Source organism: Flavobacterium sp. 38 (genome assembly GCF_057799715.1).
Window position 1 is genome coordinate 348,363 of the sequence record NZ_JBYNWZ010000003.1, and the last position, 24,320, is coordinate 372,682.

Below are 24,320 nucleotides of genomic sequence, written 5' to 3' on the forward strand. Positions count from 1 at the left end.
GGAAATTTTTGAATTAAAAATGTATCGTAAATATATTGATAAAATTTAAAAAATTATCAATAAAAATCAAAAAACACTTTTAAATCTTTAATGAAAAATTACATATTCTGAGTGTAGAAATTATAGTCTTTTAAAATTACACGAATAAAATCGCTATTATTTCCAGATTGATTTTTTATGCCTGTTACGCTTTCAATTTTGGCTACCAATTTGTAAATCACTTCATGATCGTTTTTAGCAACCGCTTTTTGAAAGGTTTCCTTAATAATACGCATATCATTGTCTGAAACCTTAATTACCAAAGGATAAGTTGGCACATAAGCTTCGCCAATTTCTTCTAAAATAGTATGGCTGATATTAATTCTATTCTTTAAAGTAATTACTGCGGTTCCTGCCGCCATATCGCCCAATCGCTGTGATTTCTGACTTGTGATGACCGCAATAAGTCCAGGAAGTCCGAAGAAGGTAAAAAAGTCTATTACTCTAAAAAACCAGCGGATTAAATAGTCACCAAAACCTGCCTGATAACCATCAATTTTTACGACTTTAATTTTTAATAACTTTTTGCCAAGTGACTGCCCTTCAAAAACACTTTCTAAAACTAGCGAGTAGACTATAACTGGCGAATAGAGCATTAAAAAAATCGCTCCTCGTGACCATCCATCCAAATTAACCATTAGCCGATCAAGCTGCAGCCAGTCAAAAAGAACTATCGAAAGCGCTGTTATATAACAGATTACAATAAACATATCAATAAAAAAAGCACCTAATCTTTCGCCTACAGAAGCAGCAATAAAATTTATTTTGACATTTTGTGTCGTGTTAATAGATAATTCTGACATATTTCATATTTTAGCCTACAATGAGAGAAATCGCCTTTATAAAACAAAACAGAGAAAAATGGCTCGAGTTTGAGCTGGCAATTTTTGGTAAAGCTAAAAAAAATCCTGATGAATTAGCTAATTTGTACATTCAAATGATGAATGATTTGTCGTATGCTCAAACGTATTATCCTAAAAGTAAAACGGTTGTATACCTTAATCATCTTGCGTCTCAAATTTATCAGAAGATTTACAAAACCAAACGTACAGACCAAAACCGCGTTGTTGATTTCTTTAAAGTCGAAGTGCCTTTATTGGTTTACGAATACAGAAGGTATTTGGTTTATGCTTTTGCATTGTTTTTTGTCACTGTTTCAATTGGCGTTCTTTCTGCCCGTTACGATCGTGATTTTGTGCGTTTAATTTTAGGCGACGAATACGTCAATATGACTTTGGCAAATATCAAAAAAGGCAATCCGATGGCCGTGTACGGTTCGGGAAGCAATTGGGGAAGTTTTATTGGCATTACCGTAAACAACCTTTTTGTAGGCGCAAAATGCTATTTCTATGGCATATTTGTAGGAATTGGCACTTTTAATATATTTCTTCAAAACTGCATTATGCTGGGTTCTTTCCAATATTTTTTCTACGAACAAGGCGTTTTCTGGAAAAGTGTGCGAGGCATCTGGATTCATGGTTCTATGGAAATTTTCGCCATTGTAATCGAAACGACTGCTGGATTTATTTTAGGGGCTTCTATACTGTTTCCTAAAACTCTCTCGAGATTGAATTCTTTTAAAATAGGTTTCAAAAACAGTTTCAAAATATTTTTGAGCACTTTCCCTTTCACGATAAGTGCCGGATTTTTAGAAGGCTTTATTACCAGATATTCTATCGATATGCCCAATTGGCTAAGCAGTTTTATTATCTTAGTTACGCTTGCGATAATTTCGTTTTATTACTTGGTTTACCCTTTTATCGTACACAAAAAAATTCATTCTTTAACCGCCGAAAAACTTTAAGAACAAGTAATGACCAGATTATTATTTATTTTATCTTTTCTTTTGTGCTGCGGTATTTCTCAGGCTCAGGATTCTATTCCTTTAACTCCGGATCCTCCAAAAATTACTGGAATTAAATATACCGAAAAAGACATTCAAGTCGATTCTAGAACTGTAGAAGCCAGACATTTTGAAAAGAATTTCAAGAAAAAATATACCGATAAAAATTTTATCTACGAATATAAAACTCCAGAAAAAAACTGGTGGGATCATTTTAAGCATTGGCTGGCGAGACAAATTTTTAATTTGTTTAATTTCAGCAGTGTAAAAACATCTCTGAATTTTGTTGCAATTCTGTTTAGAATAATCGCAGTTCTGGTGGTTATAGTTTTGATTTATTTTATTGCCAGAGCTTTGACCAAACAAGAAGGAAGATGGATTTTCGGAAAAAATGCCAAAAGAACTTTATTTTATTCAGATGCAGAGAAAAACATCCATCTTTTAGATTTTGAAAAATTGATTAAAGAAAGCATTGAAGCCGGCGAGAGAAGAATTGCAATAAGATATTACTATTTATGGCTTTTGAAAGTTATGGCACAACATCATTTTATTGAATGGGATATCGAAAAAACCAATTCTGATTATTTGTACGAATTGCAAAACCCTGCTCATAAAGAAGAGTTTACGTATCTTTCTTATTTGTACAATTATATTTGGTACGGAGAATTTGAAATTGACGAAGCAACATTTAGAAAGACTGAAAACAGATTTAAAAAAGCATTAAAAACATTTGGCAATGGATAATAAAGTTAAAATATACATTGCTATTCTGGTTTTAATTCTCGGAATAACATTATTAGTAGACAAAGGACAGCCAAAACCTATTGACTGGACTCCGACGTACTCTGTTGAAGATAAAATCCCATTCGGATTGTACATTTTTGATCAGGAAGCTGATGGTCTTTTTAAACAAAAAGTAGAAAGAATTTCGACTCAGACGCCTTATGAATATCTGGACTCGCAATATGATGCAAGAGAAAATGTAGAAACCTATAAAATAAAAGGCACTTTCATTAATATTTCTGAGGCTGAAAACATTGACGATCAGTCGATGAAAGAAATTTTATATTTTGTCTCTCACGGAAATAATGCTTTTTTAAGTATGAAAGTGTTCCCGAAAGTGTTATTGGATTCTTTAAAAATTGAATTGAAAACCGATTTTATTCCCAATGACAGCACTTCGGTTTGGATGGCAAATAAAAACATAAGTCAAAAAAAATATACTTTTAATACAGGTTTAAGCGATTATTTTTCTAAAATTGACACTTTAAACACAAAAGTTTTAGGATACCAATCTACTCGTAAAAACAAAAGGCAAGTTAATTTTATTGAAGTTCCGTATAAAAATGGATATCTCTATTTGCACACGCAGCCAGTTGCTTTTACCAATTATAATCTGCTGAAAAAAAACAATTATCAGTATACTGAAAATCTAGTGTCCTATATTCCGAAAGGAAATATTTTCTGGTACAACAAAAGTTTTGACGACAAACGAATTTCAAGTTCTCCAATGCGATACATTTGGAGTCAACCCGCTTTGAAATCGGCTTGGTATTTAGGCTTAATCGGAATTCTTATCTTTATGATTTTCAATGCAAAAAGAAAACAGCGCATTGTGCCAATCATAAAACCTTTGCAAAATTTAACCGTTGATTTTACTAAAACCGTTGGAAATTTATATTATCAAGAAGGTGATCATACCAATATTATTGATAAAAAGATTATTTACTTTTTGGAAAGAATTAGAACCGATTATTTGATTGACACTGCGAAACTAGATGACGATTTTATAACAAAATTGCATTATAAAACGGGAAAAGACAAAAAAGACATTCAAGATTTGGTACAATTAATTAATGACCACCGAAATAGTTATCACGGAAGTCTGGAAGAAGATCTTCTTAGAATAAATACAGCTATAGAAAAGATTTTACATTAACTAAAAATAGTTGCCACAGATTAAAAAGATTCGCACAGATTAACTAAAAAAATCTTTTTTAATCCTTAAAATCAGTGGTAAAAAGAAAATAAAAACAGACCCAATTATGGACGACATCAATACAACATCAAACGAAATCACAAATGAAAATGTGAATTTTGAAACGAGAATTAACCTTACTCCTCTTTTAGAGCATGTAAATACGATTAAAAAAGAGATCGAAACAGTAATCGTGGGGCAGCACAAAATGGTAGACCAGCTTTTGGTTGCGATTTTGTCAAACGGTCATGTTCTTCTAGAAGGTGTTCCTGGAGTTGCCAAAACAATTTCGGCTAAATTATTGGCTAAAACTTTAAATATCGGTTTCAGCAGAATTCAGTTTACGCCAGATTTAATGCCTTCTGATATTTTAGGAACTTCTATTTTCAATCTGAAAAACTCAGAATTCGAATTCAAAAAAGGTCCGATTTTCTCGAATCTGATTTTAATTGACGAAATCAACCGTGCTCCTGCAAAAACTCAGGCCGCACTTTTTGAAGTAATGGAAGAACGCCAGATTACAATTGACGGTTCTGCTTACCAATTAGAAGCGCCATTTTTGGTAATTGCGACGCAGAATCCTGTAGAACAAGAAGGAACTTATCGCTTGCCTGAAGCGCAATTGGACCGTTTTCTTTTTAAAATCACGATCGATTATCCAAAATTGAATGAAGAGATTTTAATCATTCAAAGAGAACATTCTTTGCAAGATCACGGAAAATTAGATGCTATCAAAATCATTCTTTCTGCTGAAGAAATCAAAGAATATCAAGGTTTGGTAAAACAAATTAGAGTGGAGCAAAACCTTCTGGAATATATTGCGAGAATTGTGGTAAATACTCGTGAAAATGCCTTTTTATATTTAGGAGCTTCTCCTCGTGCTTCGATAGCAATTTTAAATGCTTCGAAAGGTTTTGCTGCCATTCGCGGACGCGATTTCGTTACGCCAGAAGATATTAAAGAAGCCGCAATTCCTGTTTTACAGCACCGTGTAATTGTAGCGCCAGAACGCGAAATGGAAGGTTTGACAAGTTCTGAAATCATTAAACAAATTATTGAAACAGTAGAGATTCCGAGATAATTTAAACTCCTGCAAGGTTTCCAAAACCTTGTAGATGTATTTCTTAACAACAGAACAACTAATACCTACAAGGTTTTGAAAACCTTGCAGGAAACGTGAAACCTGAAATTTGCAAACAAGTTTTGTCCCCCTGAGCGAAGTCGAAGGGCAAACTTTAAACCTGAAACTTTAAACCTGACCCGAGGCTGAAAGCCGAACGGACGAAGTAAACAAAAAAATAAAGTGAAATTCATAAAAAGTCTATATCTGAACAATTTCTTTTTCTATGCGCTCATCGGCATTATAGGATTATTTATTTGTGCCTTTATTTTTCCGAATATGTACAATGCGGTTTGGCTGTTGGTTTTGGGTTTAGTTACTTTTTTGGGACTTGATATTTTACTTTTGTATCTAGCGCGAACAGGTCTCGAAGCAGAAAGAATTACTCCCGAAAAGTTATCAAACGGAGATTTGAATCCTATAAAAATCAATCTAAAAAACCATTATACTTTTACAATTTCGGTTAAAATTATTGACGAAATTCCGTTTCAATTTCAAGTTCGTGACTTCAAAATTGTAAAAACGATAAAAGCAGCTTCACAAAAAGAAATTGGTTATGATCTTCGTCCAACAGAACGTGGAGAATATCATTTTGGAGCTTTAAATATTTATGTTTCTTCGCCTTTAAGATTAATTTCGAGAAGATTTTCTTTTGATAATGATCAAATGGTGCCTACTTATCCGTCTTACATTCAATTAAGAAAATACGATTTGATTGCTTTTTCAAATAATCTCTTTCAATACGGAATCAAAAAAATACGCCGAATTGGTCATACCATGGAGTTCGAGCAGATTAAAGAATATGTGCAAGGCGACGATTTGCGAACGCTGAACTGGAAAGCAACAGCAAAGAGAAATTCTTTGATGGTTAATCAGTTTCAGGACGAAAAATCACAATCGGTTTATATGGCAATCGACAAAGGCCGTGTGATGCAAATGCCTTTTGACGGATTAAGTTTATTGGATTATGCTATTAATTCGGCTTTGGTTTTGTCTAATGTTATTTTGAAAAAACAAGACAAAGCAGGTCTTTTTTCTTTTTCTAAAAAAGTAGAAAACCGCGTTTTTGCTGAAAGAAGAGGTTCGCAAATGCAGAAAATATTAGAATCGCTTTATAACGTAAAAACAGATTTCTTTGAAAGCGATTACAGCAGATTGTATGTCGATATTAAGAAAAACATCAACCAGAGAAGTTTAATAATTCTGTACACCAATTTTGAAACAATGGATGGTTTAAACCGTCAATTGCCTTATTTAAAAGGAATTGCCAAAAGTCATTTATTAGTAGTTGTTTTCTTTAGTAATACAGAATTAAACAGCATTATCAATAAAAAAACAACTACTATTCAAGAAGTTTACGACAAAGTGATTGCCGAGAAATTCATGTTTGAAAAACGATTAATCGTAAACGAATTGAAAAAATACGGAATACATTCTGTTTTAACCCAACCTGAGAATCTGACTTTGGACGCAATTAATAAATATTTGGAGATTAAGTCTAGAGGTATTTTGTAAGAATTATTCCTTATATTGCAAACCGATACTAAATAGTAATAAGTTTATGAAATCAGTAATTGCCTTTATTTTTCTTTTTTTCTCCATTTCTAATTTTGGACAAATTTCAAATACTTTAACTCCAAGCGATAAGGTTTACGGACTTTCAAAGTTTTGGCAGGAAGTAAATTACAACTTTGTTTATTTGGATAAAGTAGACCGACAAATGTGGGATAACCGATATAAGGAATTAATCTCAGTTGTTCAGAATACGAAAAATGATTATGAATATTATCGTGAACTTCAAAAATTTTGTGCGCTGTTAAAGGATGGTCATACAAACATCTTTATCCCAAAAGGCATTGTTGAACAAATGACTACAATGTTTGGAGATTACAGGTTTTTTGTAAAAAATGTTCAAGGTAAGGCAATTATAATTCGAACAAATTTGAGCAAAAAAGAAGAAATCCCTGTTGGAAGTGAAATCATAGAAGTTAATGGAAAGCCAACCCAGCAATTTATTGACGAAAATGTGGCTCCTTATAAATCTTCTTCAACTGATTATGTTTTGCAAGATTGGAGTATTTCTAATTTGCTAGGGGGTTTGGAAGGAGACACATATAAAGTCAAAATAAAAAAGCCTAATAAAAAAATAATAGAACTGACATTAACACACAGAACTACAGTAGAAAAAGAAGTATTTCCCCCTTTTGAAGCTGATAGAAAACTTTTAGATTTTAAATGGATGGATAAGGAAACGGCTTATGTTTCTTTAAATTCCTTTAGCGACGAAAAAATCGATAGCTCGTTTGTAGACAAACTTCCAGAATTATATAAAGCAAAATCTTTAATAATTGACTTACGCTACAATGGTGGAGGCAGCACCAATATTGGGACTGCAATATTACAGTATTTAACAAACGATACTATTCTTTACGGTTCAAAGTCTAAAAGTCGTTCTCACATCCCAAGTTATAAAGCATGGGGCAAATTTGTTAGTGCAAAAGATACTATAAACAACTCATGGAAAAAAAGAGCTTATTTATCTTATCATGATGACTATTTTTATGATTTTGAATACCAACCAGAAACTATTCGTCTAAAAGCAAAACGCATTGTTGTGCCTACAGTAATTTTGGTAAGCCATGATACCGCTTCGGCAGCTGAAGATTTTTTAATTTATGCAGATAACCAAAAACACATGGTCAAAATAGGAGAAAAATCTTTTGGAAGTACTGGACAGCCTTTACTAATAGATTTGCCAGGTGGAGGTTCAGCTAGAATCTGCACCAAAAAAGATACCTATCCTGATGGAAGAGAATTTGTGGGTTACGGAATAAAACCCGACATAGAGATTGTTCCCACGCTTAACGATTACTTAAAGAATAGAGATGTAGTGCTCGAGGAAGCAATGAAATATTTAAAAAAGAAATAACGTTTATAATTAGTTTTTCGATTAAACTCGAATTATCATTGTTTTTAAATTTCATTTAAAAAGTCTTATAATGAAGAAACTATTTTTAGCAATATTAATTTTAATCAGTTTTTTAGCCACTGCCCAAAAAACAGAAAACATCATTATCATCACAACAGACGGTTTTAGATGGCAGGAAGTTTTTAAAGGAGTAGATGCAGCAATTGCCAATGATAAAAAATTCAATCAAGGAGACAGCGCTTACATTTATAAAAAATACAGCAGTCCTGACATCAAAGAATCTCGCAAAAAATTAATGCCTTTTTTCTGGTCTGAAATTGCCTCGAAAGGTCAGATTTATGGAAATAGAGATTTAGGAAACAAAGTAGATGTTGCCAATCCGTATTGGTTTAGTTATCCTGGATACAGCGAAATTATGACTGGAAATGTCGATTTGAAAGTTAATTCTAACAGCTATAAACCCAATCCGAATGTTAATGTTTTAGAGTTTTTAAACCAGCAGTCTACACTAAAAGGAAAAGTTGCCGCTTTTGGCGCTTGGGATGCTTTTGACAGAATTTTGAACGAAGAAAGAAGTGGTTTTCCTGTAATTTCTGCTTTTGATAAAGTGGGCGGAAATAAGCCAACTGCAACGCAAAAACTGCTTAACGAAATGCGTGACAACTCGTATAAGCCTTTTCATCAAGACGAATGTTTAGATGTTTTTACACATTATCAGGCATTAGACGAATTAAAAACGAAAAAGCCAAAAGTCCTTTACATTGCATACGGCGAAACCGACGAATGGGCGCATCACGCACAATATCGCTCGTATTTAGATGCCGCAAATCAAGTAGACAAATGGGTTCAGGAAATCTGGAATTTTGTTCAAAACGATCCGCAATACAAAAATAAAACAACCTTATTTATAACGGTAGATCACGGCCGCGGCGACAAAGTAAAATCGCAATGGACAGATCACGGTTCTGATGTTGCTGGCGCTTCTGAAATTTGGTTTGCCGCAATGGGACCAGAAATTGCTCCAAAAGGCGAAATCAAAACCAATTCTCAGATCTACCAAAAACAATTCGCGCAAACGATAGCAAAATTTCTAGGCTACACTTTCAAAACAGACCATCCTGTTGAGGAAGAAGTAAAAGCAGTTTTTGAGAAATAAGTTTTTTAGTTTTTTTCGCCACGACCCAAGCGATAGCGAACAGGCGAAGCAATTCACGAATTTTATTTTTAAATAATTCGTGAATTCGTGGCGGAAAACCTTTGCAACTTTGTCTCTTTGCAACTTTTCAAAAAAAACTCTGTACCTTTGCCTCTTTGCAACTTTGAGCCTTAAAAAAATGAAACAAATCACTTCAATTCAAAATCCGTTTATCAAATCTTTGGTTTTACTTCAAGAAAAATCCAAAGCCAGAAAACAAACCGGAACATTTTTGATTGAAGGCTTACGCGAAATTTCATTAGCAATAAAAGGCGGTTACGAAATCGAAACGGTTTTGTTTTTACCCGAATTAGTTTCTGAATCTGAAATCAATAAACTGATTCAAAATCCGTTTCAACTTATCGAAATCAATAAAGAAGTCTATCAAAAACTGGCGTATCGCGATACTACAGAAGGAATTCTAGCGGTTGCAAAAAGTAAATCCTTAAAATTATCCGATTTAAAATTATCTGATAATCCTCTGATTTTGGTCGTAGAATCTCTTGAAAAACCAGGCAATATCGGCGCTGTCTTGCGTACCGCAGATGCCGCCAAATTGGACGCTGTTTTAATCGCCAATCCAAAAAGCGACTTATACAATCCGAATATAGTGCGTTCTAGCGTTGGCTGTTTGTTTACCAACCAAATTGCAACAGGAACATCCTCAGAAATTATTTCATTTTTAAAAGAAAAAAAGATCAATTTCTACAGCGCGACTTTACAAAATTCAACTTCATATCATACACAAAACTTTACTACTCCAACAGCTTTAGTTGTGGGTACAGAAGCAACAGGCTTAACACAAGAATGGCGCGATGCTGCGACTCAAAATATCATTATTCCGATGCAAGGTGAAATCGACAGCATGAACGTTTCTGTTGCCGCGGCAATTTTAATTTTTGAAGCGAAGAGACAGAGAGGGTTCTAATGTAGAGTGACAAAGTTTCAAAGTCACAAAGCGGCAAAGATTTTCCGTAGAGACGCACCGCAGTGCGTCTAACATACTGATTGGTTTTAAGGTTTCTAAAGTAAAAAGTTGCACCTTTAAATTTGTCAGACTGAGCGAAGTCGAAGTCACATTCCTATAGGAAAAAATCTAAAATCTGCAATCAAAAATCTACAATCCCAACCCCTTGCGTATATGGCAACAAATTTCTATATTTAGTACTTGAACTATGCCGTTATGACAGAAATAGATATAGAAAAAGAAAACAAAGCTATTGCACAGGAATACAAGGAATTACTACGAATAAGTTACCAAACGTTAGACACAACCGACAAAAAATTAATTCGAAAAGCTTTTGATGTTGCCGTCGATGCTCACAAAGAACAGAGACGTAAATCGGGCGAAGCGTATATCTTTCATCCTATTGCAGTTGCAAAAATTGTTGCCTCAGAAATTGGTCTGGGTGCGACTTCTATTGCTGCGGCCTTATTGCACGATGTTGTCGAAGATACTCCAATGACGGTTGAAGACATTGAGCGTTTGTTCAATCCGAAAGTGGCGCAATTGGTTGAGGGTCTAACTAAAATATCTTTAGTTCAAAAAGATTTGAATGCTTCCATGCAGGCAGAAAATTTCAGAAAAATGATTCTGACATTGAACGATGATGTTCGTGTAATTCTGATCAAATTGGCCGACCGTTTGCATAATATGCAGACCATGGATTCGATGGCTGAATACAAACAGACTAAAATCGCCTCAGAAACTTTATACATTTATGCGCCTCTAGCTCACCGTTTGGGACTTTATAATATTAAAACCAAACTGGAAGATTTAGGTTTAAAATATACCGAACCAGCAGTTTACAATGACATTGTAAGCAAAATTCGTGAAACGAAAGAAGAACAAGATGCTTACATCAAAGACATTTCTGATGTTTTGAAAAAATCTTTAGACAACGAAGGCGTAGATTATATCATCAAAGGCCGACCAAAATCGATTTATTCTATCCGTCGAAAAATGCGCGCGCAAAACGTTACTTTTGATGAAGTATACGATAAATTTGCGCTTAGAATTGTCTACAAAGCCGATCCGCATGAAGAGAAATTCATTGCATGGAAAATCTATTCGATCGTAACAGACCACTATAGACCGAGTCCGAGCCGTTTGCGTGACTGGATTTCGTCACCAAAATCAACTGGTTATGAAGCGCTTCACATTACCGTAATGGGTCCAAAAGGACGCTGGGTCGAAGTTCAAGTACGAAGTGAGCGTATGGACGAAATTGCCGAAAAAGGGTACGCAGCGCATTACAAATACAAAAACGGAGCCACAGAGGAAAGCGGTCTGGATACTTGGCTGAATCTGCTTCGTGAAGCATTGGAAAATCCAGAAACCAATGCGGTTGATTTTGTCGAAGATTTTAAAATGAATTTATATTCTAAAGAAATTTTCGTCTTTACGCCAAAAGGAGAAATTAAATCGTTGCCAAAAGGCGCCACTTCTCTTGATTTCGCTTTTAGCATTCACTCCGAAATCGGAATCAAAACGCGTGGAACCCGTGTAAATGGGCGTTTAGTTCCTCTTAATTATGAATTAAAAAGTGGTGATCAGGTCGAAGTTATCACTTCTCCAAACCAAAAACCAACTGTAAACTGGTTGGAATATGTAACGACTTCTAGAGCAAAAAATAAAATCAAAAATGTTCTTAACGAGAACACTAAAAAAATTGCCGAAGAAGGAAAAGAATTACTGATTCGAAAATTAAAGCATTTAAAAGTCACCTTTAACGAACAGGTTACAAACGAGTTAGTTAATTTCTTTAAACTAAAAACAAGTTTAGATTTATTTTATAGAGTTGGAATTGGTGCAATCGAAAATCAGCAGTTAAAAGATTATGCGGCACAGAAAAGCAATTCGTTTATCAATTTCTTTAAAAATAAAATTAAACGAACCAAAGATACCGCAGATGAAGATATTCACAAGCCAGTCATTAGCAGCAATTACGACATGCTGGTTTTTGGAACGGAGCATGATAAATTAGATTACAAACTTTCGCAATGCTGTAACCCGATTCCTGGAGATGATGTTTTTGGTTTTGTGACCATTAACGAAGGAATCAAGGTGCATAAAAAAGATTGTCCGAACGCGATCGGAATGCAGTCAAATTATGCATACCGAATTATGAGTGCCAAATGGATTGATTCTTCTCAAGAGGAATTCAAAGCCATTATCAATATTACTGGAATGGACGTTTTAGGACTTACCAACCAATTAACAAAGGTAATTTCGAATAATATGAGCGTAAATATTCAAAGTATTTCGCTTAGCACCGATGCTGGAATTTTTCACGGACAAATTGCAGTAATTGTTAAAAACAACACGATTTTGAAAAAAATGATTAGCGCCATCAAAAAAATTGACGGAGTTGATAAGGTTACCAGAGAATATCGAACTTAATTATTAGAAAAGTAATTTTATTTTATGGATAATAACATAGAAATTCCTCAATTAATTTTTGACGAAAATGGAGAACTGATTATCTCTGCTTCTGATTCTTCATCAAAAAATGATTTCGATTTTTTTATTGGCAAATCTACTATTAGAAATAAAAAACTAAAAAAAAGACTTTGTAATTGTAACGATTGGATTGAATTTCCTTCTACCCAAGAAATGTACACGATTTTGCACGGAATTGGCAATATCGATAATTTTCTTGCTACTTTTGATGGAGAACCATTTGAAGGAATGACGGTAAGATTATTTAATCCGAAAACAAAATTATGGAGCATCTATTGGTCGGACTCAAATACTGGCGTTTTAGACAAGCCAGTAGTAGGGTCTTTCGAAAATAAAGTTGGACATTTTTTTTCTAAAGATATTTTTGAAGAAAAACCAGTTATTCAAGTATTTCGATGGGATGCAAGAGACGAAAAAAATCCAATCTGGAGTCAGGCCATGTCTGATGACAAAGGAAAAACTTGGGAATGGAACTGGTATATGTATATGACTAAAACAAATTAAGCATTGTTAGTTTTATCATAAATTAAAATAATTATGTTAATTAAGCTAAATTGAGCTTTCAAAATATTTTTGACGTAAAAGCCTGTATTTAGTGCCTTATTACTCATCAAAATCTAGTTTAAACGTTAAACTTTAAACCCGAAACTTTTATTCATTAAAAATAAAAAATTATCTTTGCCGGATATGACACTTATTTCAACTGACAACACTAAGAATCAAGAAATTGTAAAAAATGTTTTTACACTATATCTTGAACAAAAAGGGCATCGCAAAACTCCTGAGCGTTATGCTATACTTCAGGAAATTTACGATAGCGAGGAGCATTTTGATATTGAAAATCTTTATATCAAAATGAAAAACAAAAACTATCGTGTGAGTAGAGCAACGTTATACAACACGATCGAGTTATTGTTGGACTGCGCTTTGGTTAGAAAACATCAATTTGGACAAAATCAGGCTTACTACGAAAAATCATATTTTGATAAACAGCACGATCATATCATTATGACAGATTCTGGTGAGGTAATCGAATTTTGTGATCCAAGAATTCAAACCATCAAAAAGACTATCGAAGAAATTTTTGATATCGAAATCACAAATCACTCGCTTTATTTCTACGGAAACAAAAAGCAAAACTCAAATTCATAGTCTTTTAAAGATTAGACTTTTCAAAAAAATTAAAAAAAGAAAATTAACTACATAATCAGTAGGGCAACTTAGATTGCCTCAACGCAAATTAAAACAGAATGACCGTAGATTTATTACTAGGATTACAATGGGGAGATGAAGGTAAAGGAAAAATTGTTGACGTACTTACCTCAAATTACGATATTATTGCACGTTTTCAAGGAGGACCAAATGCAGGACATACGCTAGAATTTGACGGAATCAAACACGTACTAAGAACTATTCCTTCTGGAATTTTCCATAAAAACTCAGTAAATATCATCGGAAATGGTGTTGTAATTGATCCTGTAGTTTTTCAAAAAGAAATCGAAGGTTTAGAGAAATTCAACCTTGATATCAAAAGCAAATTAATCATTTCTAGAAAAGCTCACTTAATTTTACCAACTCACCGTTTGCTTGACGCAGCTTCTGAAGCTTCTAAAGGAAAAGCAAAAATTGGTTCTACTCTTAAAGGAATTGGACCAACTTATATGGACAAAACAGGTAGAAATGGTTTGCGTGTTGGTGATATTGAATTAGAAGATTTCAAAGAGCGTTACAGAGCTTTGGCAGACAAACATGAGGCAATGATTGCTTTCTATGATGTTGCTATTCAATATAACTTAGCTGAATTAGAAAAAGAATTCTTTGAAGCAATTGAAGAATTAAAGAAATTAGATTTTATTGACAGTGAAGAATACATGCACCAAGCTCAAAAAGCGGGTAAATCTATTCTTTGCGAGGGTGCTCAAGGATCTTTATTAGATGTTGATTTCGGAACTTATCCTTTCGTAACTTCATCAAATACTACTGCTGCTGGTGCTTGTACTGGTTTAGGTATTGCTCCGAACAAAATCAAAGAAGTTTACGGAATTTTCAAAGCTTACGTTACACGTGTAGGTAGCGGACCTTTCCCAACTGAACTTTTTGACGAAGTGGGTGCTACAATGGCAAAAGTAGGTAACGAATTTGGTTCTGTTACAGGAAGACAAAGACGTTGCGGATGGTTAGACTTAGTAGCTTTAAAATATGCTGTTCAAGTTAATGGAGTTACGCAATTAATGATGATGAAAGGTGATGTACTTTCTGGTTTTGAAACTTTAAAAGTTTGTACAGAGTACAACTACAAAGGTCAAAACATTTCTCATTTCCCTTACAACATTGAGCCAGAAAATGTTACTCCGGTTTACAAAGAGTTTAAAGGATGGAAACAAGATTTAACAGGATTGACAACTTTTGACGAATTGCCAATTGAGCTAAAAGAATATATTGAGTTTATTGAAAAAGAAATCGAAGTGCCAATCAAAATTGTATCGGTTGGACCAGACAGAAAACAAACAATAACAAAATAATACATTTTAAACGCTCTGATAATCAGAGCGTTTTTTTTTGAAGAATATTTTTATGAGAACAAATCCAGAAATCGAGATTACAGAAACCAAATTATTATCTGATAATTGGTACGTATTAAATAAAGTTACTTTTAATTATAAAAAAGAAAATCAGCCAGTTGAGTCACATATACGAGAAGTATACGACCGCGGAAATGGCGCTGGAATATTACTGTACAATTCTGCTAAAAAAACAGTTATTTTAACGAGACAGTTTCGTTTGCCAACTTACTTAAACGGAAATAAAACCGGAATGATGATTGAAGTTTGCGCAGGGCTTTTGGATAAAGATAATGCGGAACAAGCTATTATTCGCGAAACAGAAGAAGAAACGGGTTATCGTTTAAGTAAAGTTCAAAAAGTTATTGAAACCTATATGTCGCCAGGATCTGTAACAGAAATTCTATATCTTTTTGTTGGTGAATATGACGAAAAAATGAAAGTTAGCGAAGGCGGTGGACTGGATGCTGAACAAGAAAACATTGAAGTTTTGGAATTGACTTTTGATGAAGCTTACGCCATGATCGAATCTGGAGAGATTTCGGATGCTAAAACAATTATGTTATTACAGCATGCTAAAATAAAAGGTCTTATTTAGAAGTTTTTTGAGTATTTTAGAATCCTATTTTAATTAAACCTCAAATCAATTAATTATGGGATTATTTGACTTTCTTAAGAAAAAGGAAACTTCTGAACCAAAAAATGAAAAAGGCGCATTGCTTGCAATGCCACTATTTATTAATAACGAGAGTTACGATATAGACAGTGTAATTCAAAATCTGAAAAATCTCTGGGGATTATCTATTATAAATTTTTCTGGAGATAATAATTCAGCTGTTTTTACAGTAAATAATGAATTAGTGACTATATTTTTTGTACCAGGACAAATTCCGGGTGATGAAATTGCAACAACTATTAAATATGCATACAACTGGCATAAAGCAGAAGAAGATTTAAAAAACTATACAGGACATGCAGTTGTTTCTGTTATGTCTGCACAAGGAAGTCAAGTAGAGAGATATACCATTTTGAGCAAACTATTATGTTCTATTCTTTCAACTTCAAATTCAATAGGTGTATATCAAGGAAAACAGACTTTATTGATACCTAGAAATCAATACTTGGAAAATATTGATGATTTACAGCAAGGAAAATCTCCAGCTCATTTGTGGGTTTATATCGGGATCAAAACCTCTGAAGAAGGAAATTATTTGTATACCTATGGATTGCCTGAATTTGATAAACAAGAAATGGAAATCATTAAATCTCCTAAAGAGCTTTTAGAAGTTTTCAATTTCTTTGCCAACATTATTTCGTACGTAATTAATGGTGATATTACATTACGAAATGGAGAAACTTTAGGCTATACAGAAGACCAGAAAATAAAAATTACAGCTTCGCAAGGAATGTTTGTAGAAGGACAAACTTTAAGATTAGAAATGTAATCTGGAAAATTTCGAATGCTAAGAAAATTATGCTGCTATTGCACGCTAAAATAAAAGGTCTGATTTAAAAGTTTTTTGAGTATTTTAGATTGACAAAAAGATCTAAAATGCTCAAATCTAAAATAATACTAATTTTCCTTTTTCCTTTATTTATTTTTTCGCAAAGCGAAAAATGGCCAGCAGAAAAACTCCAGCAAGATTTAAATATCTTTAGAGAAATTAGAGAAAAAGCCAATTCGGGACTTTACAAATACAGAACAAAACAACAGATTGACAGTATTTACAATTGGGCTTTTTCGCAGATTAAAGAGCCGAAAGAACTTATTGAATTCTATAAAATCATTTTGCAGATAACCGATTTTGAAGGAAGCCTACATAATGACACCACACTTCCTGATGATTTTGAAAAGAAATATTCATCGGGAAATGTTCTCTTTCCATATCCTGTAAAACTCATCCAGAATAAGCTAATTCTTAATTTTAAAAATGAAGAAATTCCGCTCGGTTCACAAATATACAGCATTAACGGAATTGAAACTCAAAAAATACTTTCTTCTCTTTACAAATATTACACAACCGACGGATATAACATTACAGGAAAATCAATCGGAATTGGAAGTTCTTTTGCTAAATATTTCGAAATAGAATATGGTCCGCAAAAAAGCTTTTTAGTCGAATATTCTCTTCCCAACCAAACTCAAAAACTGACCAAAACCATTTCTTCTGTTTCTAATGAAATTCGAAAAGAAAACTTTAAAAATAGATTTTCGCTTCCAATTGATAGTCTGCAATATCAAAAAGCAAAAGATAAATATTCATTTAAAATAATTTCCTCCAATACAGCACTGCTTTCTGTTCATACTTTTGTTATTGGTCGAAATGCAAAAGACAAACAGCATATTGCGTACAAAAAATATTTGGACAGCTGTTTTCAATACCTTTCCAAACATTCGGAAATAAAAAACCTAATTGTCGACGTCAGAAACAATGGCGGCGGTACCGATCCAAATGACATTGTAAGTTTTTCTTATTTGACACAAAAGCCTTTTCGCGAAAATGAATCGGCTTATGTGAATTTTCAAAAAATACCATTTCCTAAATATTTAGTTTACGAAGAAACCGATCCTAAAAAGCAAAAGGAAGAACTGAAAGATTTTGAAGACGAGATCATAGAAGAATTTCCAAAACTGATAAATCAAAAATATCCTCAGGACAGTAAATTCAATATTTTATTACAGCCTGATAAGAATAGTTTTAAAGGGCAAATTTACTTATTGATTAGTCCGAGAATTGCTTCTGCAGGATCGTTGTTTGCTTCACTTGTGGCAGGAAATACAAATGCAATTGTAATTGGAGAAGAAACTATGGGAGGCTATTTTGGACACAACGGCCACACTCCTATTGAATATGAATTGCCCAATACCAAAATCAAAACACAATTTTCTATTGTAAATTTAGAACAAGACGTTCCTAAAAAAACGAATCAGATTTTTGGGAGAGGAGTAATTCCAGATCATGAAATCTCACAGACTTTGGAAGATTTTATGCAAAATAAGGATACTCAATTTGAATATACTTTGAAACTTATTAAAAAATAGTAAATGAAATTACAAAAAAATAGATTTTTAAAAACCTTATTATTCCTATTTATTTTGATAAACGTAATCGCGTTCTTTCACGCTTATAAGTTTACTCATTTTAAAGAAAACAAATCTGAAAAAACTCAAAGTCCAGAAAAATTATCATCTTGGCAAAAAGCGAAAACATTATTGCTAGGAGTAAATAATCCCAAACCCAAAAATTCAAAATTTCCTTCTCAGAAATATAAAACACTAAAACTGAAAAGTAATAAAGAAATAGAATGCTGGTTTGTTCAAAACCCAAACCCAAAAGGAACTGTTATTTTATTTCATGGTTACGGTTCTGAAAAATCTTCTTTAATTGAACGATCTGAGGAATTTCAAAAATTAGGCTATAGCACCCTGCTGGTTGATTTTATGGGTAGCGGAAATTCAGAAGGAAACCAAACAACAATTGGCTTTAAAGAAGCAGAAGAAGTAAAAACTTGCTTTGATTACATTAATTCAACGGGAGAAAAGAACATTTTCCTATTTGGAAGTTCTATGGGCGCAGCTGCCATAATGAAATGCATTAATGACAGTAAAATAAATCCAAAAGGAATAATTATAGAATGTCCGTTTGGTTCAATGTATCAAACTGTTTGCGCCAGATTCAAGAAAATGAATGCACCCACATTTCCTATGGCTGGAATCTTATTATTTTGGGGAGGAATTCAAAACGGTTTTTGGGGTTTCAACCACAACCCTTCCGATTATGCTAAAAGTATCAAATGCCCAACTTTACTTCTTTATGGAGAAAAAGATAAAAGTGTCAGCAAACAAGAAACAGATAAAATCTATCATAATTTAAATGGTTTTAAGAAACTTGTGATTTATAAAGAAACAGGACACGAAAATTATTTAATTAAAAATAAATCGCAATGGGTTAGCGATGTTACAGATTTTATAGCCAAAGCTGAAAAACTTTAAAATGTAAATACCGAAACCTATTCCAAAAATTATGTAACCCTTTTCAGCTATCATATTTATAACTTTATCTTCATAAAATTACGACCCATGAAAAAGTTATATTACACCGCAAATGCCCTACTTATATTAACATTAGTTTTATTAGGTTCTTGTAAAAAGAGCGATACCATAACGCTGACTGAAAATAAAAAAGAGAAAAAGGAAGTTATAGAATATAAAAAACCTAAAACGGTTTCTTATCAAATAGAAAAAACCAAAGACTGGCTGAAACTTAATGAAGCAGACAGCTCGAAAATGGATATTGTTTATGCTTTAAACCGTACTGATAAAGCCAATTTTAAAAAGTTAGATTCTGTTGTAATTCCAGCAGATTTTAGCGGAGATTTGGTTTATTATCTTCCGTTTCCATTGCATGTTTCAGCGTTAGAAGAAGTTTCAAAAATTATACTTTTCTCCTATCCTACCCAAACTTTTGCCGCCTATGAAAATGGTGAATTAGTGCGTACAGGCCCTACAAATATGGGAAGAAAAAAAGACCCAACGCCAACTGGATTATTTTTCACTAACTGGAAAGCAGAAAAAACAACCAGTACTTTTAATGACGAATGGGATTTAAAATGGAATTTTAATATCGAAAATAAACTAGGTGTTGGTTTTCACGAATATGATTTGCCAGGATATCCAGCTTCTCATTCTTGCTTACGATTATTAGAAAAAGATGCCAAATACCTTTATAAATTTGCCGACGAATGGATTTTGAAAGACAAAGAAAATGTAAAAGTCAAAGGAACTCCAGTAGTCGTTTTTGGAAGTTACAATTTTGACGGACCAAAACCATGGCTTCAATTAGCCTCAGACGCAGAAGCTTTAAAAATTTCTGAAAGCGATATTGATACTCAGGTACAACCCTATTTAAAGGAAATTTTAGAAAACCAAAATCTAAGAGAAGCCGAACCCACAAAAACTCTTTAAAAAATATAGCATAAGCATAAAATCAGCTAAAACAGATAAAATTGTTTCAGCTGATTTTTTTTTATAAATAGTTCGGCTAAAGCCTTTTCTCTCGATCTTTTTTAAAACCTCCAGCTAAAGCTGGAGGCAATTCATCTTTAAACCTTTGTCGCTTTGCCTCAGGCTAAGAAAAAAACTCAGAAGCTCAGCACCTTAGAAGCTTAGAAGCTCAAAAAAACTTTGCTCCTCTGTCACTTTGCAACTTTGCAACTAAGAAAAAAACTTAGCTTCTCAGCACCTTAGAAGCTTAGAAGCTCAAAAAAAACTTTGCCCCTCTGTCACTTTGCAACTTTGCAACTAAGAAAAAAAAAACTTAGAACCTCAGCACCTTAGCATCTTAGAACCTTAAAAAAAAATAAATAAGCGATCATTCATTTATTATTTATATCTTTGCATCATAATAAGTTAGAAATATGAGAACGCGAGATATCAATAAAGAAGAAATTGTAAAACAGAAAGCAATTGAAATGATTGTTAACCAAGGTGTAGAAGGATTCGGAATGAATCGGCTGGCAAAAGAATGTGGTATTTCTGTTGCTACACTTTATATTTATTATTCTGACAAAGAAGATTTAATTAAAAAAATCGGAATCGAAATTGGCAAAAATTTCTTTGAAAGTATGTTTACTGGATTTTCTCCTGACATGTCTTTCAAAGATGGATTACGAAATCAGTGGGAAAACCGCATTTATTTCAATTTAAATTTTGCCCTGCAAGCAACTTGCTTTGAGCTTTTAAAACATTCTACTTATGGCGATGCAATTGTAGCAGAAATAACTGGCGATTACAAGCAAATAATGACCGAATTTATGCTTGCTGCAATTGAAAGAAAAGAACTGATTTCTATTCCGTACGAAGTATTCTGGAGCATTGCTTACGGTTCGCTTTATTCCCTTTTAGAATTTCATAGAGAAGGAAAATCAATGTCTGGAAAACCTTTCATTCTTACTGATAAAATTAAAGATGAGGCATTTAAGCTGGTTCTTAAAGCTTTGACACCCTAACTCAATTGCAAATATTAAGATCAACTGCAAAATTCATAATTCATAATTCAAATACAATATAATTTCATTAAAATGAAAAACTCAATTATAGAAAACAAAAAAATAGCCATAATTGGCGGCGGGCCAGTCGGATTAACAACTGCACGAATTCTACAAATTAATGGCGCCGATGTCACTGTTTACGAAAGAGACGTAAATGCCCAAGCAAGAACATCGGGCGGAACTTTAGATATTCATTCTGATTCGGGACAATATGCAATTCAGAAAGCAGGATTAATGGATGTATTTTATAAGTACGCGAGACCAACGGGCGAAAAAATGGCGGACATGGACGGAAATATTACTTCTGACGAAATGCCTGATGAAACGAACGCTTTTTCTCGTCCAGAAATTGACCGCAATGATTTGAGAAAAATTATGCTGGACAATCTTGAAGAAAATACAGTGGTTTGGGATAGTCAGCTAATTAATATCGAAAAATCTGAAAATCAATATGTTTTAGAATTCAAAAATGGCACAAAAACAACTGCCGATTTTGTAATTGTAGCAAACGGCGGAAGATCGAATGCGCGAAAATTTGTAAGTGATCAAGAGCCTCAACTTTCTGGAACCTATATTATTCAGGGAGAAATTTCGAATCCAGATTTGGATTATTCAGAATTCAAACCGAAATACGGAAACGGGAATGTGATGGCAATGGGAGAACATAAAATGTTTTACACTCATACCATGCGTGACGGTTCTGTTCACTTTGGAGTTTCTTTTAAAGCCGATGAAGATTGGATTTTAAATAACGGAATCAATTTTGAAGATAACGAAGCTGTAATTTCTTTTTTGAATGAAAAATTTGAAAATTGGAACGACGATTATAAAAAATTCTTTGCTAAATCAACCGATTTTTCTGGTTTGCCATTACGTTTATTTTCTTTAGAAGAACCTTGGAAAGAACATTCAAATATTACTCTCGTGGGCGATGCAGCACATTTAATGCCTCCATTTGCAGGCGAAGGTGTAAATATGGGCTTATTTGATGCTTTTCACTTGACGGAAAATTTAACCAATGGAAAATTCAATACAATTGACGAAGCCATTGAAAATTATGAGAAAAAAATGTTTGGTTATGCTCTAGAAGCGCAGCGTATGACGAAGAAAATGGAAGATTTACTGCATTCTGATATTGTGGCTGAAGATATTCTAAATAGTCGTTTTTAACAAAAAACACTAACTTAGATAAAAAATTCAAAATGAATTTGGATTCTAAAAATAATAGAACCTGTAAAAAAGGGCATCACTACATTAAAACGAGCGACTGCCCTACTTGCCCTATTTGCGAAGCAGAAAGAAAACCAAAATCTGGACTTTTATCTGTTTTATCAGCGCCGGCAAGAAGAGCTTTAGAAAGCAAGAATATTAAAACTGCGGAAGATTTATCTCAATATACACAAGAAGAAATTTTATCCCTACATGGAATTGGACCAAGCAGTTTGCCAAAACTTTCGGAAGAATTAAGAAAGAATGGATTAAGTTTTAAAGAAAACAAGAAATAAAAAAAGGCGTAAGATTTAAATTCTTACGCCTTTTGTTTTTATCTCGAAAGCTTAAAATTATCTAGAATAATTTGGAGCTTCTTTTGTAATAGTTACGTTATGCGGGTGACTTTCTGTGATTCCGCTAGAAGTGATTCTAACAAAACGTCCAGATTCTTGTAAAGTCGGAATATCTTTTGAACCACAGTATCCCATTCCAGCACGAAGACCTCCAATAAACTGAAGCATACTTTCGTTTAACTCTCCTTTGTAAGGAACACGTCCAACGATTCCTTCTGGAACTAATTTCTTAACGTCATCTTCAACATCTTGGAAATAACGGTCTTTAGAGCCTGTTTGCATTGCTTCAACAGATCCCATTCCGCGATACGATTTGAATTTTCTTCCTTCAAAAATGATCGTTTCTCCTGGAGATTCTTTTGTACCAGCTAATAATGAACCTAACATTACACAGTCAGCACCTGCAGCGATTGCTTTAGGAATATCTCCTGTATAACGAATTCCACCGTCAGCAATAACTGGAACTCCAGTTCCTTTAATTGCAGCAGCAACTTCTAAAACTGCAGAGAATTGAGGAAAACCAACACCAGCAACGATACGAGTTGTACAGATAGAACCAGGTCCGATTCCAACTTTTACTCCGTCAGCTCCGCTTTCTACTAAATATTTAGCAGCTTCTGGAGTTGCGATGTTTCCAACAATTACGTCAATTTGAGGGAATTTTGATTTTACTTCTTTCAATACATTCACCACACCTTCTGTATGTCCGTGAGCTGTATCGATAATGATGGCATCTACACCTGCAGCAACCAAAGCTTCTGCTCTTTGAACAGCATCTCCAGTAACTCCAATAGCAGCAGCAACTCTCAAACGTCCAAAGCTATCTTTATTAGCAATTGGTTTTTGAGTCAATTTGGTAATATCTCTAAAGGTAATTAAACCTACTAGTTCGTTATTTGCATTTACAACAGGTAATTTTTCGATTTTATGACCTTGCAAAACTACTTCTGCTTGCTCTAATGAAGTTCCTTCGGCAACAGTAACTAAGTTTTGGCTCGTCATAACCTCAATGATTGGTCTTGCACCATTTTTTTCGAAACGTAAGTCACGATTGGTTACAATACCTTTTAAGATTTTGTTTTCGTCAACGATTGGAATACCGCCGATACCGAATTCTTTCATTGCATTTTTTGCATCTGCAATTGTAGAAGTTAAAGGAAGCGTTACTGGATCGATAATCATTCCAGCTTCTGCACGTTTTACTTTTCGAACTTTTCCTGCTTGCTGTTCGATTGTCATATTTTTATGTAAAACACCAATTCCGCCTTCTTGTGCCATAGCGATTGCCATTGCACTTTCTGTAACTGTATCCATAGCAGCAGATACAATCGGAACGTTTAATGTAATGTTTCTTGAGAATTTTGATTTAATGCTCACTTCGCGGGGAAGCACATTCGAGTAGTTAGGTACTAATAATACATCGTCGTAAGTTAAACCTTCGCCGATAATCTTGGAGTTGTGTGCTATCATGTTGCAATTTCTAGTTGAATTGCGTGCAAATATAGTGAATAAATTGCTAACTTGAGTACTAACTTATTCATAAAATTGATTTTACACGAATCATCTTACAAAGAAT

At 33.7% G+C, this 24,320-nt stretch carries 22 protein-coding genes; 20 read left to right on the top strand and 2 right to left on the bottom strand.

Going from position 1 to position 24,320, the window contains the following annotated elements:
* Positions 1–98: 98 nt before the first annotated feature.
* On the bottom strand, positions 99–842 hold the full coding sequence (locus AC3E9W_RS10230) for an RDD family protein (protein WP_488768264.1): 744 nt from the start codon (positions 840–842) through the stop codon (positions 99–101).
* A 20-nt stretch (positions 843–862) separates the two neighbouring features.
* Here AC3E9W_RS10230 and AC3E9W_RS10235 point away from each other — a divergent pair, with 20 nt between their 5' ends.
* From AC3E9W_RS10235 to AC3E9W_RS10330, 20 genes are all read left to right on the top strand, one after another.
* Entirely contained in the window at positions 863–1,843 is a 981-nt protein-coding gene (locus tag AC3E9W_RS10235; protein ID WP_488768265.1) for a stage II sporulation protein M, read from the top strand.
* Positions 1,844–1,852: 9 nt separating this feature from the next.
* Positions 1,853–2,626, top strand: a complete 774-nt coding sequence (locus AC3E9W_RS10240; protein ID WP_488768266.1) for a DUF4129 domain-containing protein — start codon at positions 1,853–1,855, stop codon at positions 2,624–2,626.
* Positions 2,619–3,821 (top strand): DUF4350 domain-containing protein, encoded by a 1,203-nt coding sequence (locus AC3E9W_RS10245; RefSeq protein WP_488768267.1) that lies wholly within the window; start codon positions 2,619–2,621, stop codon positions 3,819–3,821. Before AC3E9W_RS10240 ends, AC3E9W_RS10245 begins: the two co-directional genes overlap by 8 nt.
* Positions 3,822–3,927: 106 nt before the next feature.
* Positions 3,928–4,941 carry an AAA family ATPase gene (locus AC3E9W_RS10250; protein WP_488768268.1) on the top strand — a complete coding sequence of 338 codons (1,014 nt, stop codon included), beginning with the start codon at positions 3,928–3,930 and terminating at the stop codon, positions 4,939–4,941.
* A gap of 222 nt (positions 4,942–5,163) precedes the next feature.
* On the top strand, positions 5,164–6,495 hold the full coding sequence (locus tag AC3E9W_RS10255; protein ID WP_488768269.1) for a DUF58 domain-containing protein: 1,332 nt from the start codon (positions 5,164–5,166) through the stop codon (positions 6,493–6,495).
* 46 nt (positions 6,496–6,541) lie between these two features.
* The gene (locus AC3E9W_RS10260; RefSeq protein WP_488768270.1) at positions 6,542–7,909 is read left to right on the top strand and encodes a S41 family peptidase; all 1,368 of its coding nucleotides are present in this window, start codon (positions 6,542–6,544) and stop codon (positions 7,907–7,909) included.
* Positions 7,910–7,979: 70 nt separating this feature from the next.
* Positions 7,980–9,065, top strand: a complete 1,086-nt coding sequence (locus AC3E9W_RS10265) for a phosphoglyceromutase (protein ID WP_488768271.1) — start codon at positions 7,980–7,982, stop codon at positions 9,063–9,065.
* 178 nt (positions 9,066–9,243) lie between these two features.
* Positions 9,244–10,032, top strand: coding sequence for a TrmH family RNA methyltransferase (locus AC3E9W_RS10270; protein ID WP_488768272.1), 789 nt, complete (start codon positions 9,244–9,246; stop codon positions 10,030–10,032).
* Between the two features lie 255 nt (positions 10,033–10,287).
* On the top strand, positions 10,288–12,507 hold the full coding sequence (locus tag AC3E9W_RS10275; protein WP_306156955.1) for a RelA/SpoT family protein: 2,220 nt from the start codon (positions 10,288–10,290) through the stop codon (positions 12,505–12,507).
* 24 nt (positions 12,508–12,531) lie between these two features.
* Positions 12,532–13,071: a hypothetical protein gene (locus tag AC3E9W_RS10280; protein ID WP_488768273.1), complete on the top strand. Its 540-nt coding sequence runs from the start codon at positions 12,532–12,534 to the stop codon at positions 13,069–13,071.
* Positions 13,072–13,254: 183 nt separating this feature from the next.
* Positions 13,255–13,719 (top strand): Fur family transcriptional regulator, encoded by a 465-nt coding sequence (locus AC3E9W_RS10285; RefSeq protein WP_008462215.1) that lies wholly within the window; start codon positions 13,255–13,257, stop codon positions 13,717–13,719.
* Between the two features lie 98 nt (positions 13,720–13,817).
* Entirely contained in the window at positions 13,818–15,089 is a 1,272-nt protein-coding gene (locus AC3E9W_RS10290) for an adenylosuccinate synthase (protein WP_125721472.1), read from the top strand.
* Between the two features lie 52 nt (positions 15,090–15,141).
* The gene (locus AC3E9W_RS10295; protein ID WP_488768274.1) at positions 15,142–15,726 is read left to right on the top strand and encodes an NUDIX domain-containing protein; all 585 of its coding nucleotides are present in this window, start codon (positions 15,142–15,144) and stop codon (positions 15,724–15,726) included.
* Between the two features lie 55 nt (positions 15,727–15,781).
* On the top strand, positions 15,782–16,573 hold the full coding sequence (locus tag AC3E9W_RS10300; protein ID WP_488768275.1) for a DUF4261 domain-containing protein: 792 nt from the start codon (positions 15,782–15,784) through the stop codon (positions 16,571–16,573).
* 107 nt (positions 16,574–16,680) lie between these two features.
* On the top strand, positions 16,681–18,171 hold the full coding sequence (locus AC3E9W_RS10305) for a S41 family peptidase (RefSeq protein WP_488768276.1): 1,491 nt from the start codon (positions 16,681–16,683) through the stop codon (positions 18,169–18,171).
* 3 nt (positions 18,172–18,174) lie between these two features.
* Positions 18,175–19,122 carry an alpha/beta hydrolase gene (locus AC3E9W_RS10310; RefSeq protein ID WP_488768277.1) on the top strand — a complete coding sequence of 316 codons (948 nt, stop codon included), beginning with the start codon at positions 18,175–18,177 and terminating at the stop codon, positions 19,120–19,122.
* 87 nt (positions 19,123–19,209) lie between these two features.
* Entirely contained in the window at positions 19,210–20,094 is an 885-nt protein-coding gene (locus AC3E9W_RS10315) for a L,D-transpeptidase (RefSeq protein WP_306156971.1), read from the top strand.
* Positions 20,095–20,546: 452 nt separating this feature from the next.
* Positions 20,547–21,137: a TetR/AcrR family transcriptional regulator gene (locus AC3E9W_RS10320; RefSeq protein WP_488768278.1), complete on the top strand. Its 591-nt coding sequence runs from the start codon at positions 20,547–20,549 to the stop codon at positions 21,135–21,137.
* A gap of 72 nt (positions 21,138–21,209) precedes the next feature.
* Positions 21,210–22,349, top strand: a complete 1,140-nt coding sequence (locus AC3E9W_RS10325; protein ID WP_488768279.1) for an FAD-dependent oxidoreductase — start codon at positions 21,210–21,212, stop codon at positions 22,347–22,349.
* A 32-nt stretch (positions 22,350–22,381) separates the two neighbouring features.
* Complete coding sequence (locus AC3E9W_RS10330; RefSeq protein WP_488768280.1) at positions 22,382–22,684, top strand: DNA-directed RNA polymerase subunit alpha C-terminal domain-containing protein; 303 nt, start codon at positions 22,382–22,384, stop codon at positions 22,682–22,684.
* A gap of 57 nt (positions 22,685–22,741) precedes the next feature.
* On the opposite strand, the gene guaB is transcribed toward AC3E9W_RS10330, so the two are convergent.
* Positions 22,742–24,214, bottom strand: a complete 1,473-nt coding sequence (gene guaB, locus AC3E9W_RS10335) for an IMP dehydrogenase (RefSeq protein WP_306156980.1) — start codon at positions 24,212–24,214, stop codon at positions 22,742–22,744.
* Positions 24,215–24,320 lie beyond the last annotated feature (106 nt).

Bases quoted from the DNA above. Each gene is read 5' to 3' on its own strand.
- AC3E9W_RS10265 (WP_488768271.1), top strand. From the start codon at position 7,980: ATGAAGAAACTATTTTTAGCAATATTAATTTTAATCAGTTTTTTAGCC.
- AC3E9W_RS10275 (WP_306156955.1), top strand. From the start codon at position 10,288: ATGACAGAAATAGATATAGAAAAAGAAAACAAAGCTATTGCACAGGAA.
- AC3E9W_RS10270 (WP_488768272.1), top strand. From the start codon at position 9,244: ATGAAACAAATCACTTCAATTCAAAATCCGTTTATCAAATCTTTGGTT.
- AC3E9W_RS10250 (WP_488768268.1), top strand. From the start codon at position 3,928: ATGGACGACATCAATACAACATCAAACGAAATCACAAATGAAAATGTG.
- AC3E9W_RS10300 (WP_488768275.1), top strand. From the start codon at position 15,782: ATGGGATTATTTGACTTTCTTAAGAAAAAGGAAACTTCTGAACCAAAA.
- AC3E9W_RS10305 (WP_488768276.1), top strand. From the start codon at position 16,681: ATGCTCAAATCTAAAATAATACTAATTTTCCTTTTTCCTTTATTTATT.
- AC3E9W_RS10325 (WP_488768279.1), top strand. From the start codon at position 21,210: ATGAAAAACTCAATTATAGAAAACAAAAAAATAGCCATAATTGGCGGC.
- AC3E9W_RS10310 (WP_488768277.1), top strand. From the start codon at position 18,175: ATGAAATTACAAAAAAATAGATTTTTAAAAACCTTATTATTCCTATTT.
- AC3E9W_RS10260 (WP_488768270.1), top strand. From the start codon at position 6,542: ATGAAATCAGTAATTGCCTTTATTTTTCTTTTTTTCTCCATTTCTAAT.
- AC3E9W_RS10320 (WP_488768278.1), top strand. From the start codon at position 20,547: ATGAGAACGCGAGATATCAATAAAGAAGAAATTGTAAAACAGAAAGCA.
- AC3E9W_RS10240 (WP_488768266.1), top strand. From the start codon at position 1,853: ATGACCAGATTATTATTTATTTTATCTTTTCTTTTGTGCTGCGGTATT.
- AC3E9W_RS10295 (WP_488768274.1), top strand. From the start codon at position 15,142: ATGAGAACAAATCCAGAAATCGAGATTACAGAAACCAAATTATTATCT.
- AC3E9W_RS10280 (WP_488768273.1), top strand. From the start codon at position 12,532: ATGGATAATAACATAGAAATTCCTCAATTAATTTTTGACGAAAATGGA.
- AC3E9W_RS10230 (WP_488768264.1), bottom strand. From the start codon at position 842: ATGTCAGAATTATCTATTAACACGACACAAAATGTCAAAATAAATTTT.
- AC3E9W_RS10290 (WP_125721472.1), top strand. From the start codon at position 13,818: ATGACCGTAGATTTATTACTAGGATTACAATGGGGAGATGAAGGTAAA.
- AC3E9W_RS10285 (WP_008462215.1), top strand. From the start codon at position 13,255: ATGACACTTATTTCAACTGACAACACTAAGAATCAAGAAATTGTAAAA.
- AC3E9W_RS10245 (WP_488768267.1), top strand. From the start codon at position 2,619: ATGGATAATAAAGTTAAAATATACATTGCTATTCTGGTTTTAATTCTC.
- AC3E9W_RS10315 (WP_306156971.1), top strand. From the start codon at position 19,210: ATGAAAAAGTTATATTACACCGCAAATGCCCTACTTATATTAACATTA.
- AC3E9W_RS10330 (WP_488768280.1), top strand. From the start codon at position 22,382: ATGAATTTGGATTCTAAAAATAATAGAACCTGTAAAAAAGGGCATCAC.
- AC3E9W_RS10235 (WP_488768265.1), top strand. From the start codon at position 863: ATGAGAGAAATCGCCTTTATAAAACAAAACAGAGAAAAATGGCTCGAG.
- guaB (WP_306156980.1), bottom strand. From the start codon at position 24,214: ATGATAGCACACAACTCCAAGATTATCGGCGAAGGTTTAACTTACGAC.